General features: G+C 63.8%; 12 protein-coding genes. 1 reads left to right on the top strand and 11 read right to left on the bottom strand.

Features of this window, described 5'->3' with window-relative positions; all coding sequences use genetic code 11:
* Positions 1-35 precede the first annotated feature (35 nt).
* The 6 genes from AC07ZH_RS08055 to AC07ZH_RS08030 all read right to left on the bottom strand — a co-directional run bounded on the left by AC07ZH_RS08055 (position 36) and on the right by AC07ZH_RS08030 (position 8,470).
* Positions 36-1,232, bottom strand: a complete 1,197-nt coding sequence (locus AC07ZH_RS08055) for an FAD-dependent monooxygenase (protein ID WP_495199292.1) — start codon at positions 1,230-1,232, stop codon at positions 36-38.
* A gap of 66 nt (positions 1,233-1,298) precedes the next feature.
* On the bottom strand, positions 1,299-4,226 hold the full coding sequence (locus AC07ZH_RS08050; protein WP_495199291.1) for an aconitate hydratase: 2,928 nt from the start codon (positions 4,224-4,226) through the stop codon (positions 1,299-1,301).
* Positions 4,227-4,295: 69 nt separating this feature from the next.
* Complete coding sequence (locus tag AC07ZH_RS08045; protein WP_495199290.1) at positions 4,296-4,742, bottom strand: bacteriohemerythrin; 447 nt, start codon at positions 4,740-4,742, stop codon at positions 4,296-4,298.
* A 9-nt stretch (positions 4,743-4,751) separates the two neighbouring features.
* A complete protein-coding gene (locus AC07ZH_RS08040; RefSeq protein ID WP_495199289.1) occupies positions 4,752-6,320 on the bottom strand; it encodes a methyl-accepting chemotaxis protein in 1,569 nt (522 codons plus the stop codon).
* 343 nt (positions 6,321-6,663) lie between these two features.
* Positions 6,664-6,951: an H-NS histone family protein gene (locus tag AC07ZH_RS08035; RefSeq protein ID WP_119108455.1), complete on the bottom strand. Its 288-nt coding sequence runs from the start codon at positions 6,949-6,951 to the stop codon at positions 6,664-6,666.
* A gap of 196 nt (positions 6,952-7,147) precedes the next feature.
* The gene (locus AC07ZH_RS08030; RefSeq protein ID WP_119108456.1) at positions 7,148-8,470 is read right to left on the bottom strand and encodes a hemolysin family protein; all 1,323 of its coding nucleotides are present in this window, start codon (positions 8,468-8,470) and stop codon (positions 7,148-7,150) included.
* A 24-nt stretch (positions 8,471-8,494) separates the two neighbouring features.
* Here AC07ZH_RS08030 and AC07ZH_RS08025 point away from each other — a divergent pair, with 24 nt between their 5' ends.
* Complete coding sequence (locus tag AC07ZH_RS08025; RefSeq protein ID WP_495199288.1) at positions 8,495-9,337, top strand: symmetrical bis(5'-nucleosyl)-tetraphosphatase; 843 nt, start codon at positions 8,495-8,497, stop codon at positions 9,335-9,337.
* 37 nt (positions 9,338-9,374) lie between these two features.
* Here the strand turns inward: AC07ZH_RS08025 and AC07ZH_RS08020 are convergent, their stop codons facing one another.
* From AC07ZH_RS08020 to AC07ZH_RS08000, 5 genes are all read right to left on the bottom strand, one after another.
* Positions 9,375-10,877, bottom strand: coding sequence for a DEAD/DEAH box helicase (locus AC07ZH_RS08020; protein WP_495199287.1), 1,503 nt, complete (start codon positions 10,875-10,877; stop codon positions 9,375-9,377).
* Between the two features lie 232 nt (positions 10,878-11,109).
* A complete protein-coding gene (ypfJ, locus tag AC07ZH_RS08015) occupies positions 11,110-11,976 on the bottom strand; it encodes a KPN_02809 family neutral zinc metallopeptidase (protein WP_495199286.1) in 867 nt (288 codons plus the stop codon).
* Positions 11,977-12,226: 250 nt separating this feature from the next.
* Positions 12,227-12,793, bottom strand: coding sequence for a dCTP deaminase (gene dcd / locus AC07ZH_RS08010; RefSeq protein ID WP_119108459.1), 567 nt, complete (start codon positions 12,791-12,793; stop codon positions 12,227-12,229).
* A gap of 229 nt (positions 12,794-13,022) precedes the next feature.
* Positions 13,023-14,318: a guanine deaminase gene (gene guaD, locus AC07ZH_RS08005; RefSeq protein ID WP_495199285.1), complete on the bottom strand. Its 1,296-nt coding sequence runs from the start codon at positions 14,316-14,318 to the stop codon at positions 13,023-13,025.
* Between the two features lie 210 nt (positions 14,319-14,528).
* Positions 14,529-14,687: oxidoreductase dimerization domain-containing protein (locus AC07ZH_RS08000; RefSeq protein ID WP_495199376.1), on the bottom strand; the 159-nt coding region annotated here is incomplete at its 5' end.

Raw genomic sequence — 14,687 nt, 5'->3', positions numbered from 1 at the left:
CGCCATCCTGTGCATTTGGCCGTTTCTCAGCGCCATTACATGGCCTGCGTGCCGTACAGCCAGGGCAGGTCCAGCAAGCGCGGCCCCAAGGTGCGCAGCGCCGCGTCGCGCCCCCAGCGCAGCACCCCGGTGGCATGGAAGATGCGGCCATTGCGCGCCGAGCGCGCCTGCACGCGGGCGTTGCGTTGCCAGCGGTTGAGCGCGTAGCGGCGCAGGCGCAGGGAAACCTCCACGTCGTGCATGGCGAGCGCGCGCTGCAACTCGGCCGCATCCTCGATCGCCATCCCCGCGCCCTGGGCCAGGTAGGGGCGCATGGGATGGGCGGCGTCGCCCAGCAGAGCCACCAGCCCGCGTGCCATGTCCGTCGGCCCCGCCACCGGCGGCCGGTCGCACAGCGGCCACAGGCGCCACTGGCCCCGGCTGTGGGCGACGGCGCCGATGGCGTCCTGCAGCGCGCTGCAGGTGCCGGCCAAGGCCGCTTGCAAATCGGCGGCATGGGCGCTGTGGTCCCAGTCTTGCAGGTCGTCGGGCGCCTCGCCGTGCACGATGACCACCAGGTTCTGCAGCTCGCCCCGGCGCACCGGGTACTGCACCGCATGCAGGTTGGGGCCCAGCCAGGCGGTGATCTGTGATGTGCGCATGCGCTTTGGCAAGCCCCCTTGCGGCACCAGCGCGCGGTAGGCCAGGTGGCCCGAAAAACGCGGCCGCCCATCGCCCAGCAACTGGGCACGCACCGTGCTCCACAAGCCGTCTGCGCCGACCAAGGCGTCGCCTTCGATCTCGCGGCCCCGGGCGGTGCGCACCTGGACCACGTTGTCGTCTCCCTCGGCAAAGCGGTCGATGGCAACCCCCGCGTGCAAGTGCAGCGACGGTTGCTTCAACAGCGCTTCGAGCAAGAGCGCATGCAGGTCGGCGCGGTGCACGGTGCCATAGGCGGCGCCGTAGCGTGCAATGGCCGCGGCGCCTAGATCCAGCTCGGCCAGTGCTTGCCCGCTGAGCGCACTGCGCACCTGCAGGCGCTCAGGGAACGCCGCCACCGCCTGAAACGGCTTTTGCAGCCCCCAGGCCTGCAGGCAGCGCACGCTGTTGGGCCCCAGCTGAATGCCGGCGCCCACTTCGCTGAAGACCGGCGCGCGCTCGTACAAGCGCACATCCCATCCGGCATGGGTGGCCGCCAGCGCAGCCGCCAGGCCCCCAATGCCGCCGCCAGCGATGAGAAGCTGCTCGCTCATGCGCGGCGCCCGCGCACTCGGGCCACCTGGCACGCCGCCACGCCCGCCGCTGTGCCTGCCACCGCCTCAAACTTCCAGCAACTGGCCGAGCACGAAGGGCAGGATGCCCCCGGCCTGGTAGTAGTCGATCTCGATGGGGGTGTCGATGCGCAGCGTCACCAGCACCTCCTTGCGCGAGCCGTCAGCCCGGTGGATCACCAGGCGCGTGTCGCTGCGCGGCGTGAGCGCCGGGTCGGGCAGGACGTCGATGCGCTCGCTCCCTTCCAGCCCGAGCGACTCCCACGAATCGTCACCCTTGAACTGCAGCGGCAGCACGCCCATGCCGACCAGATTGGAGCGGTGGATGCGCTCGAAGCTGCGCGCCACCACGGCCTTGATGCCCAAGAGCTGCGTGCCCTTGGCCGCCCAGTCGCGGCTCGAACCCGTGCCGTACTCTTCGCCGGCAAAGACCACGGTGGGTGTCGCCTCCGCCATGTACTGCATGGCAGCGTCGAAGATGAACATTTTGGAGCCTTGCAGCGGGCCGTCGTTCTGGTAGAGCGTAATGCCGCCCTCCTCGCGCGAGCCATCCGCCGTGGGCGGCACCATCAGGTTCTTGATGCGCACGTTGGCAAAGGTGCCGCGCATCATCACGTCGTGGTTGCCACGGCGCGAACCGTAGCTGTTGAAGTCCTGCTTCATCACGCCGTGCTGCAGCAGCCACTGCCCGGCCGCCGAACTTTCCTTGATGGAGCCGGCGGGCGAGATGTGGTCGGTGGTGATGGAGTCGCCAAACAGCGCCATGATGCGCGCTCCCAGTACGCTGGGAAGTTTTGGATCATTTTGGCCTCTAGCGCTTGCTGCACCTGACTTGTTTGCTCCGTTTTCTGCAATGAAATCGGCAAAGAACGGCGGTTCGGCAATGTAGGTGCTCTTGGGCCACTCGTAGGTCATGCCGGTGCCGCCGTTGATGCGCTCCCAGAGCTTGCCCGGCTCGCCGGCGATGCGCGCGTAGTTTTCGCGGAAGGCCTTGCCCTTCATGGCGTACTTCATCAGCGCCTGCACTTCGTCGCTGGTGGGCCAGATATCGCCCAGGTACACATCCTTGCCGCCCTTGCCCTGGCCCACGGGTTCGGTCATCAGGTCGGTAAGCACCGTGCCGGCAATGGCGTAGGCCACGACCAGCGGCGGGCTGGCCAGGAAGTTGGCCTTGATGTTGGGGTGGATGCGCGCCTCGAAATTGCGGTTGCCCGAGAGCACGGCGGAGCAGACCAGGTCGTTGTGCGTGATCACTTCGTTGAGCTCGGTGGTGAGGTCGCCGGAGTTGCCAATGCAGGTGGTGCAGCCATAACCGACCACGTCGAAACCGAGCTTTTGCAGGTACGGCAGCAGGCCGGTTTCCGTAAGGTACTCGGTGACGATGCGCGAACCCGGGGCCAGCGAGGTCTTGATATGCGGCTTGACTTTGAGCCCTGCTTTCACCGCCTTCTTGGCCAGCAGGCCCGCCGCCAGCAGCACGCTGGGGTTGGAGGTGTTGGTGCAGCTGGTGATGGCAGCAATCAACACGTCGCCGTTGCCTACCGTGACATCGGACGCGCGCGCCCCCGTGGTATGGGTTTCCGAGTGCGCGGCAGCGAGCGTCGGCTTGTTGGCCTCCATCTCCAGCAGATGGCGCGGAGCGCCATCGGGCGTGGGTGTCTCTTGCGGCGTTGGCTCGCCACCCACTTGCTCACCCGAATGAATATGGAACCGCGTGTGCAGCGACTCGGCGGGGCGGTTGAAGCCGGCCTGGGCATTGGGCTTGCTGAACAAATCAGCGAACTGCGTGCTGAGTTTGCCCAGTTCGATACGGTCTTGTGGGCGCTTGGGGCCGGCCACACTGGGCGTGACGCTGCCAAGGTCCAGGTGCACGACTTCCGAGTAATCGATCTCGCCAGCCTTGGGCACACCAAACAGGCCCTGGGCACGGAAATAGGCCTCGAACGCCTCGATCTCGGTCTTGGTGCGGCCCGTGCCGCGGAAGTATTCGATGGTCTTCTCGTCCACCGGGAACAAGCCCATGGTGGCGCCGTATTCGGGCGACATATTGCCGATGGTGGCGCGGTCAGGAACGGAGAGTGAGCGCGTGCCCTCGCCAAAATACTCGACGAATTTGCCCACCACTTTGTGGCTGCGCATCAGCTCAGTCACCGTGAGCACCAGATCGGTGGCGGTAACGCCTTCGCGCAACTTCCCGGTGAGTTCCACGCCGACCACGTCGGGCGTGAGCATGTAGAGCGGCTGGCCCAGCATGGCCGCCTCGGCTTCGATACCGCCCACGCCCCAGCCGACCACGCCAATGCCGTTGATCATGGTGGTGTGGCTGTCGGTGCCCACCAGGGTATCGGGGTAGTACACCTTGTCTTTGCTCTTGTGCACGCCGCGCGCCAGGTATTCAAGATTGACCTGGTGGACGATGCCAAAACCCGGCGGCACGACGCCCAGCGTGTCAAACGCCTGCATGCCCCATTTCATGAATTCGTAGCGCTCGCGGTTGCGCTGGAATTCGAGCTTCATATTCAGGTCGAGCGCGCTTTTCTTGCCGTAGTAGTCGACCATGATGGAGTGGTCCACCACCAGGTCTACCGGGACGAGCGGCTGAATCTTGCGGGCGCTTTTGCCGCACTGCACGGCAGCACTGCGCATGGCAGCCAGATCCACCAGCAGCGGCACGCCGGTGAAATCCTGCAGCACGACGCGCGAGACGACAAACGGGATTTCTTCGGTGCGCGGCGCCTGGGGAGCCCACTGCGCAAGCTCCATCACGTGCTCGGGAGACACCTTGCGGCCGTCGCAATTGCGCAGCACCGATTCGAGCACGATGCGAATGGAGATCGGCAGGCGCTTGATTCCCGGATATTGGCGCGCCAGCGCAGGCAGGGAATAGAACTGCCCCTCTTTGCCCGAAGCCGTCTTGAATCGCTTAAGCGTGGAAGCAAAAGCATGTCGTGCGGGGCGTGGGGTTGCTGAGGCCATGGCGCTAACTCCTGAAATGCGGTGATGGGGCCATTCTGGCATCCTCCCGCGACGCTGCAATGGTCAGAGCTACCGCAGGGGCACTTTGCGCACAGGACGCGGCCCTTGCGAAGCCAGTTTTTTTGTTTTCAGAAAGGCGACCAGTTCACGGTCCGAGCGACGGATGTGCAGTGACAACCAATCCCGCATCAGGCTCGACAGCTGAGATGCCACAGTGATGCTGCCCGCTTCCTGCTTTTCTGCCAGCGCCATAAGCTCGGCAATAATTTGTTTGTGTTTTTTGCGGTGCCCCATAAGCGCAGGGAAAGCACTGCTCTCCATCAACTGCTCTTCCCTGGAAAAATGCTGCTGGGTATAGGTGATGAGCCGCGCCATCACACCGGCCACCACCGCCTGCCCTTGGCCCTGGCTGGTGGCCGTGTGCAGCTCATTGACCAGTCCCACCAGTTGGCGATGGTCCGCATCGATCTGGCCATGATCGATCTCCAAGTCAGGCCCCCATTCAAAATATGCCACGCTGCTTCCCTACTGGAGGGCCAAGGCCCGCCCGCCCGGCAGTTTGAACACGCTGACCGCCTGCACCAGCGCTTGCGCCTGCGTATCCAGTGACTGCGCTGCCGCGGCAGCCTCCTCGACCAGCGCCGCATTGCCTTGGGTCACCTGGTCCATCTGCCCCATGGCGGTGTTGATCTGATCGAGCCCGCTGGTCTGCTCACCGCTGGCTACAGCCAGTTCTCCCATGATGTCGGTCACCCTGTGCACATTGACGACGATCTCGTCCATGGTGCTGCCTGCCTGCTCCACCAGTCGGCAACCTTCCTCCACATTGCCGACAGAGGCTTCGATCAAAGCCTTGATTTCTCGTGCTGCGGTGGCCGACCGCCCTGCCAGGCTGCGCACCTCCGTAGCCACCACGGCAAACCCCCGGCCCTGGTCACCGGCCCGCGCAGCCTCCACCGCCGCATTCAGTGCCAGGATATTGGTCTGGAACGCAATGCCATCGATAACGCCGATGATGTCGGCGATCTTGCGCGACGACACATTGATGGTCTCCATGGTATGCACCACCTGTGACACCACGGCACCGCCACGCACGGCCACATTCGCGGCATCCGCTGCCACCTTGTTGGCATGCTGGCTTCCTTCGTAATTCTGACGCACCGCAGCGCCAATCTGCTCCAGAGATGCGGCGGTCTGTTCCAGCGAGGCTGCCTGTTCTTCAGTCCGTTGAGACAGGTCCAGGTTGCCCGCGGCAATCTGGCCGCTGGCTGAGGAAATGGCGTCCGAACTGCCCCGCACACCACCGACAATCTGCGCAAGCGATGCACTCATCGTCCGCAGCGCCTCCAGCAATTGGGCCATTTCATCTTGGCCCTCGGGCTGGATCTTCCCGGTCAGATCGCCCTTTGCCACCTGCTGCGCCACACGCAAGGCTTGGGCAATGGGATGGGTAATGGAGCGCGTGATCAGGACGGCGGCAGCCACACCAATCAGAAGCCCCAGTAAAACCAATCCGCCCATGAGTTGTTTTGATAACGCAATATCCTGCTGTGCCTTCGCACCACTGGCAACGACAATCCGCTTTTGCAATGCGGCCAGGCCGGCAATCGAGGTTTGCAGGGTTTCAATGGCCTGCAAGGTTTCCCCATTCATCAACTGCACGGCTTCGTCGTGCTGGCCCTGCCCCACCAAGGCAGCCACCTTGGTGAAAGACTGAACGTATTGACCGCGCTTTTCCTTGATCTCCGCCAGCAATAATTTGCCTTCCGGCAACTGAACCAACTTCTCCAGCGTAAGCAGTGCCTCATCAATGGTTTTTTTGTTTTTGGCAATGGCCTCACCGATCTGCGTCTGTTGCTCCGGACGGGATGACACCAGCAATTCCAAGGTGCGTTTGGCGTTGGCCTGAGCAGCGGCATTGATGGTGCTGGCGGCGTCGGCCTTGACCCAATCTTGCTCAATGATGCGGCTGTTGGCCTTGCCCGCAGCAGAGAACTCCACCACCGCAGCTCCATTGCCGATGAGCATCAGCACCAGCAAAAGCCCAAATCCCAAGCCCAAACGGCGGCCTATGGGCAAATTGCTTAGTTTCATCAAACCCCTCCAGTGGATAGAAAACCGCGACAAAGCGACTATCGACGGTTTTCCAGGAGAGGTGGACGGCCTTCTCGTTCAATCGTGATGCAAATCAAGCGCTATATGCTATTTCCCTACGGCGATGCACACCCAGCGCCTACCTTGCATGGCCTGCTACTTGCATTAGGGGGAGGTCACGGCTAACCGCCTGGCATCTCTGCGCAAGAAAGCAGCAATTAAGGCCACAACTGCAGTGGAGAGGGGGAAGATCTCATCGAAGTGAATGCTGCACATGCCTATTCGGAAGAAGTTGTCCGAGTGTGCAGCCAGGGCATAAGAAAACCCGCCGAAGCGGGTTTTCTTAAATGGCGAATTGCTCGCGGTTCTGGTCCTGAATCCAGCGCGGTGGCTTGCCGCGGCCGGTCCAGGTCTGGCCCGTGGCGGGATTGCGGTATTTGGGAGCTACTTTGGAGCCGCTGCTGGAACTGCGTGCGCGGCCTGAGGGGAATACGTCCTGTGCGGTCAAACCAAACTCGGCTACCAACGCCCGAACCTGGGAAACCGCACCGGCCAACTCCAGTTGACGGGCTTGCTGAATTTGTTGTTCCAGGGCTTCGCGCTGCTTCACGAGTTCTTTGTAACTTGGCATGGTGCTTCTAACGATTTGGGTGGAGGAGCTTTGATTATAGAAAAAAATATTGGCCTTTGCAGGAATTCACCCTAGCAATTACCAATTCATTTCGGGGCGGCGCTGCATTCTCATCGCGATGCACTAGCATGGTGCACTGATGTGAATGGATACGATCGAGAGGTTTTCATCCTCGTTGCAGCAAAATTCCATCAGATCAATCGGCTTCAATCGCCTCATCTGCAAATTCAGGCAATTGCCTGCGTGCCCGCACGCGGTCGATTCGGCGCCCCTCCATCGCCAACACCTCAAATAGCCAGCCGGCACAGGCAATGGTTTGCCCAACGTCAGGTAGGTTCCCCCATTCGGCTATCAATAATCCTGCCAGCGTGTTGTATCGCCCACGATCCTCGTCGGGAAGTTCTTCGATGTCGAGCCGCGCCTTGAGTTCCGGTATCGGTATTTGGCCTTCCAGCAGCCAGCTGCCATCGTCCTGCACCACGGCCCAGGCGTCCATATCCACATCCGGCTGCAATTCGCCCGTAATCGCTTCGAGTAAATCCCGTGGCGTCATGATCCCCTGCACCACGCCATACTCGTCCACAACAAACACCAGACGCCCGAGGCGGGTGCGAAATTGCTCCAGCAATTCCATTCCCGTCAGGGTTTCGGGCAAATAGGACGCTGGCTGGGTATATTCACCAATCTCGCCCGGCGCCTGCCAGCCCAATTCAAGCAATCGCGCCACGCTGACAACGCCCACCACATCGTCCAGTGATCCACGGCACACGGGGTACCAGGAATGGGCGCCTTTTTCTCCTGCTGCGCTTGCATGCTGCAGGGCTTGCGCAACGGTATTGCTGGCATCCAGCCAATCGACGTCGCCGCGCGGCACCATGAGCGATGTCAGGGGCCTATCGTCCAGATGGAACACGTTTTGCACCATCTGGTGCTCGTGGTGCTCGATGACGCCCGCATCGCGCCCTTCGGCCAGGCTGGCGCTGATTTCCTCTTCCGTGACGGCACGGCCGGCCTCGTTGTTCACACGCAGCAACGCGAGCACCCCTTGCGTCGAAAGCGACAGCAGGCGCACGAAGGGCCGCGCCACGCGCGCCAGCCAGGTCATGGGGCGAGCCATGGCACGCGAGACGGCTTCAGGGTAGAGCTGGCCAATGCGCTTGGGCACCAGTTCGCCAAACACAATCGTGATGAACGTGATGACCGTGACCACAATGGCCGTGGCAGAAATGCCGGCCGCGCCGGCAGTCATGCCCAATCCCATCAGTTTGAGTGCCAAGGCTTCGCTGAACGCGGCTTCCCCGAGAATGCCGTTGATCATGCCGATGGAGGTGATCCCCACCTGGACGGAAGAGAGAAACTGGGTGGGGTTCTCAAGCAGCGCCAGCGCCGCCTGGGCACCCTTGTCGCCAGCTTGCGCCATGGCGGTCAGCCTGGCTTTGCGACTGGACGCGAGCGCCAGCTCCGACATCGCAAAAGCGCCGTTGAGCAGCGTCAACAGCGCGATGAGGAGAAAATTCATGAATCCAAAAGAAACAACGACACGATGGCACTGTACTGTATTGGCGACCTGCAAGGCTGCGACGGCGCATTCGAGCGCCTGCTGGCGCATATTGGATTCTCAGCCAGCCGCGACACCGCCCTGCTGCAGGGCGATCTGGTGAACCGGGGGCCCGATTCGCTTGCCGTACTGCGCCGCTGTGTGGCGGCCGATGGCGCGCTCTTGTGCCTACTGGGCAACCACGATCTGCACCTGCTTGCCGTCGCTGCCGGGGCCCGTGCGCCGGGGCGGCGCGACACGCTGAACGCCATTCTCAACGCACCTGATCGCCCGCTTCTGCTCGACTGGCTGCGGGCGCAGCCATTGGCGCGCCTGCACCCGCATGGCGGCGAGACCTTGCTGGCCGTGCATGCCGGCGTGCTGCCGCAATGGAGCGCCGAACACACCGTGGCGCTGGCAGGCGAAGTGCAGGCAGCGCTGCGGGAGCCGGATTACGCGCTGTTCCTGCGGGCCATGTACGGCAATACGCCGGCCCGCTGGAGCGACGCGCTGCAAGGCAGCGAGCGCCTGCGCGCCATCGTCAACGGCTTGACGCGCCTGCGCTTTTGCACCCCCGATGGCGCCATGGATTTTTCCAGCAACGAATCGGCGACCGAGCCGCCATCAGGGCTGCTGCCCTGGTTCGAGCTGCCCGGGCGGCGCACCGCAGGCCAGCTCGTCACGTTTGGTCACTGGTCCACACTGGGCAAGCTCGATCGCCCTGACCTGCTGGGGCTGGACACCGGCTGCGTGTGGGGGGGATGCCTGAGCGCGGTGCGTTTCGGCGAGACCCTGGCGCAACGCGAGTGGCTGCAGGTGGCGTGCCCGCAGGCGCAGAAACCAGGCTGAAAATGCTATTTAAAAAATAGCTGGATACGCTTGTAGATCAAGCGCTAGAGGCCAATTTCTCTTGAAATTCAGGCTCGCAAGCCTGCGCCGCTTCAGGCGCAGGCGCCTTGAACAGCGCCGCCACCTTGCGCCGGGGCTTGATATTGGGAGAGGCACCGCTGCGCGCCGGGCGTACGGTGGCCTCCCAGCCTGGGGCCGCGTCCGTCTGCGGAGCTTCGTAGGGTTTATCGAAAAATGGGTCGCGCGATACCGGCGCAGGACGGAAGCCGCTGCGCGCACGCTCCGGCCGCTCGAACCGCTCGGGACGCTCGCCACGTGGGGCGCGGGGCGCGGCATGGCGCCCCTCCCCCTCCTGCCAGACGCGCCGGCCGTCGTTGAAATGGCCGCGCGGGCGCTCTTCGTCGTATTCCAGCGCTTCGATCTCGATCTTGGTCTTGAGCAGTTTTTCGATGTCGGCCACCAGGCGCGCGTCGCTGCCCGAAACCAGCGTGACGGCGAGGCCCGAGGCACCGGCGCGGCCCGTACGGCCGATGCGGTGGACATAGTCTTCGGCGTTGAACGGCACGTCGAAGTTGAAAACCGCCGGGACGTCCTTGATGTCCAGGCCGCGCGCGGCCACGTCGGTGCAGACCAACAGATCGACTTCGCCGCTCTTGAACGCTTCAAGCGCCTTCAAGCGTTCGTCCTGGCTCTTGTCGCCATGCAGCGCCGTGGTCTTGAGGCCTTCGCGCTCCAGGCTGCGGGCCAGGCGCGCGCAGCCGAGCTTGCTGTTCACAAAGATGAACGCCTGCTTGATGCCCCGGCTCTTGAGCACCTGGTGGATGGCGCGGCGTTTGTCCTCGTCGCCCGCGCTGTAGAAATGCTGCTCGACGGTGGAGGCCGTCTCGTTGGGCCGCGCCACTTCGATGGTGACCGGGTTTTGCAGGTAGCTGCCCGCCAGGCGCTTGATCTCGGGCGAGAACGTGGCGCTGAACAAGAGCGTGGTGCGCTGCTTGGGCAGGTACGAGAGGATGCGCTGCAGATCGGGCAGGAAGCCGATGTCGAGCATACGGTCGGCCTCATCGAGCACCACGTATTCGACCTGGTTGAGCACCGCGTTCTTGGCTTCGATATGGTCCAGCAGGCGGCCCGGCGTGGCAACCAGGATTTCAACGCCCTTTTTCAGCTCCAGCGTCTGCGGCTTCATGTCGATGCCGCCAAACACCACGGTGCTGCGCAGCTTGGTGTACTTGGCGTACAGCGCGACCTGCTGCGCGACCTGGTCGGCCAGTTCTCGCGTCGGCAGAAGCACCAGGGCGCGCACCGGGTGGCGCGCGGGCGAGGTGGAACTGCTTTCGTGCTTGAGCAGGCGCTGCAGGAGCGGCAGCGAGAACGCCGCCGTCTTGCCGGTGCCGGTCTGGGCGGCGCCCATCACATCCTGGCCCGTCAGAACCACCGGAATGGCCTGCTCCTGGATAGGGGTCATGGACTCGTAGCCCATTTCGGCCACGGCGCGCGCCAGCGGCTCGGCCAGCGAAAGATTGGAAAAGGAACTGGTCAAACTGGTCATTAAGGCGACGCTGAATAAGCTTGCGCGATGCAGCGCGCCCTGGATCGGGATGGGCTGCAAGGCGCAAACCACAGCGATAGCCGCAGCTATCGCGAGGGTTTGCAACGCCGCAGACCGTCCCGAGCCAGGGATGCGCCGTGCGCGAGGGGCTTGTTCAGCGTTGCCTAAGCCCGCTATTGTCGCACCGTGAGTCGCAGGAGGCCAGCGCCGCCTCCCGCAGGGGCTACAGAGCGCGCGCCGAGAAGGTGTCGCAACGCTGAAGGCTGCCGCTTTGCAGCCCCGTATCGAACCAGTGCTGGCGCTGTGCGCTGGTGCCGTGGGTAAAGCTCTCAGGCACCACCGCACCGCCACCGGCGCGCTGCAAGGCATCGTCGCCAATCTTCGCGGCCGCGTTCATGGCCTCTTCGACATCGCCCTGCTCCAGGATCTGGCGCGCCTGCTGGGCATGGTTGGCCCAGACCCCGGCAAAGCAGTCGGCCTGGAGCTCAAGCCGCACCGACAGCCGGTTGTAATCGGCCTGCGAAACCCGGCCACGTGCCTGATCCATCTTTTGGCTGATGCCGAGCAGGTTCTGCACGTGGTGGCCAACCTCATGCGCAATCACATACGCCTGGGCAAAGTCACCCGGTGCGCCGAGCCGGTTCTTGAGCGTTTCGTAAAACCCGAGGTCGATGTATACCTTGCGGTCCGCAGGACAGTAAAACGGCCCCATGGCCGACTGCCCGGTGCCGCAGGCCGTGGGCGTGGCGCCGCGAAACAGCACCAGATGCGGCTTCTGGTACGTGCCGCCCTGCTGGCGGAAAACATCGGTCCAGACATCTTCGGTATCGGCCAGCACGGTGGAGACGAAGCGCGCCATCTTGTCGTCCGCGGGCGGGTGCCTGGCAGGCGCCTGCTGCACCTGCGCCGGGCTGCCGCCGCTGAGCAGCCCCAGGATGGTCAGCGGGTTGATGCCCAGCACCCAGCCGCCAAGGAGCGCCACCACGATGGTGCCAATGCCAATGCTGCGCCCGCCAAACCCCGGCACGCCCCCACCGCCGTCGCGCCGGTCTTCGACGTTGTCGGATTCTCTGTTGCCTTCCCATCGCATATGCGGCTCCTTAGTGTCCTGAGTTGGAAGTTCGTTGATGAAATAAAGATGTCGAAATCGTCTCCAGGCCAGGCGCAAACCACAGCGATAGCCATCGCTATCGCGAGGATTTGCAACGCAGCATGGGGGTGATTCTCGACGTCTTTATGAAACGAATTTCCAACTCAGGACACTAGCGAGCGGCGCCCGGCTGCGGCGCCATTATGGTGTGCCTCATCCGTGCAGGTGCCGGCACAGGGGCCGAGGGCGATCACGCCTTGGGCAGCGTCACGCCCACCTGGCCCTGGTACTTGCCGCCGCGGTCTTTGTAGCTGGTCTCGCAGACCTCGTCGCTCTCGAAAAACAGCACCTGGGCGCAGCCCTCGCCCGCATAGATGCGCGCCGGCAGCGGCGTGGTGTTGGAGAACTCCAGCGTCACATAGCCTTCCCATTCGGGCTCGAAAGGGGTGACGTTGACGATGATGCCGCAGCGCGCGTAGGTGCTCTTGCCCAGGCAGATGGTCAGCACATTGCGCGGAATGCGGAAGTACTCCATGGTGCGCGCCAGCGCAAAGCTGTTGGGCGGGATGATGCAGCTCTCGCCATGGAAGTCGACAAAGCTTTTCTCGTCGAAGTTTTTCGGGTCCACCACCGTGCTGTGGATGTTGGTGAAAACCTTGAATTCGGGCGCGCAGCGGATGTCGTAGCCATAGCTGCTGGTGCCGTAGCTGATGATTTTCTGGCCCGCTACTTCGCGCACCTGTCCGGGCTCGAAGGGCTCGATCATACCGGTCTGCTCCGCCATGCGGCGAATCCATTTGTCGCTTTTGATGCTCATCGCAGGTGTCCTGGGTTGGAAGTTGACTGAAAAAGGAAAGGGGTCGAAATCGTCGTCAGGCAAGGCGCAAACCACAGCGATAGCCGCAGCTATCGCGCGGATTTGCAACGCCGCATGGCGGCGATTCTCGGCGCCTTTCTGAAGCCAGCTTGCAACCCAGGACGCCACGTCCTTGGCAGGCACTATGGTTTCGATAGCTGTATGCGCTTATGGAATATGCGCTAGAGCCCTATTTTGCTTGAGAAATCACTGTGCTTTCAATCAGCCTGTCGTCGCCGAGCACGATCATCGCGAAAAGCAGCTCTTCCAGGTTGCACGCCTGCGCCGTGCGGCGCGCCAGGAGCGGCGTGGCCTGCGGGTTGAGCACGACGAAATCGCCCTCGCAGCCGGGCTGCAGGTTGCCGATCACGCCACCCAGGCCCAGCGCCTGCGCCGCACCCGCCGTGTGGCGCCACCACAGCGTGGATGGCGGCAGCGACACGCCCTGCTTGGGCAGGACGCCTTCCACCGCCGTGCGCCCCACATAGTAGGCCGCCATCATGGTCTGGAAGGGCGAAAAGCTCGTGCCGCCGCCCACGTCGCTCGCCAGGCCGTAGCGGAAACCGGCGGCGTCGGCCCGCGCGAAGTCGAAGAAGCCGCTGCCGAGGAACAGGTTGCTCGTCGGGCAGACCGCCGCTGCCGTCCGGCGCTCGCGCATCAGCGCGCGGTCGACCTCGTCGAGGTGGATGCAGTGCGCGTACACGGCCCGCTCGCGCATCAGGCCGAAGCCGTCGTACACCGCCAGGTAGCTGCGCGAGCGAGGGAACAGCTCGCGCACCCAGCGCACTTCGTCCAGATTTTCTGCCACGTGCGATTGAATCCACACGCTAGGGTGGCGCGCCGCCAACTCGCCCGCGCCGCGCAGTTGCTCGGTGGTGCTGGTGGGCGCAAAGCGCGGCGTGATGGCGTAGCCCAGCCGGTCCACGCCATGCCAGCGGCGGATCAAGTCTTCGGAATCCAGCAGGCTTTGCTCGGTGGCGTCGCGCACGCCGTCGGGCGAGTGGCGGTCTTGCAGCACCTTGCCGCAGATAAGGCGCAGGCTGCGGCGCTGCGCCTCGGCCATCAACGCATCCACCGACTGCGGGTGCGAGGTGGCAAAGGCCAGCGCGGTGGTCACGCCGTTGCGCAGCAGTTCATCGACGAAGAATTCAGCCACCTGCGCGCCATGCGCGTCCATGTGAAAGCGGCTCTCTTCGGGAAAGGTGTACTGCTCCAGCCAGGGCAGCAGGCCCTCGGCGGGCGAGCCGATGATGTCGGTCTGCGGGAAGTGGATGTGCATGTCCACGAAACCCGGCGCGATGATGCGGCCAGGCAGGTGCGTGACCGGATGGCCGGCGAACTGGCGGTGCAGTGCCTGCCAGGCACCAGCGGCCTGCACGCGCTGGCGGCCCTCGGCATCGGGGGCCATGGCGAGCAGGCCGTCTTCGTCGTAAATGGCCCGACCATCGTCGGAAAACCGCAACAGGGCAGCACGGTAGATTTGCATGGGCGAGAGCTTAGCGGACCCAAAGACTCATTTCTTCGGCGTGCTCCCCCGTTTTAGGTGCACGCATTGCGCACGCCGATGGAAACCGGCACGGCCCAGGCCAGGGCCACCGTGCAAGGGCCGCCCCGCCGCACCGGTGGCGTCCCCCTGCCCGCAGCGCGCAGCGATGCGAGAGCGGGGGGAAGCGGCGCAGCCGCACAGGGGGGTGCTTCAAATATGCACCGCGTGCCCCAGCGCCCGCAGCGCCGCTTCCTGCACCGCTTCGCCCAGCGTGGGGTGGGCATGGATGGTGCCGGCCACGTCTTCGAGCCGCGCGCCCATCTCAATCGACAGGGTAAACGCCGCCGCCAGCTCCGCCACCCCTTGCCC

The sequence above is a fragment of the Simplicispira sp. GW247-4R2A genome (assembly GCF_059424465.1).
The sequence above is the reverse complement of the archived record's forward strand: the minus strand, read 5'-3'. Positions and strand labels throughout refer to the sequence as shown.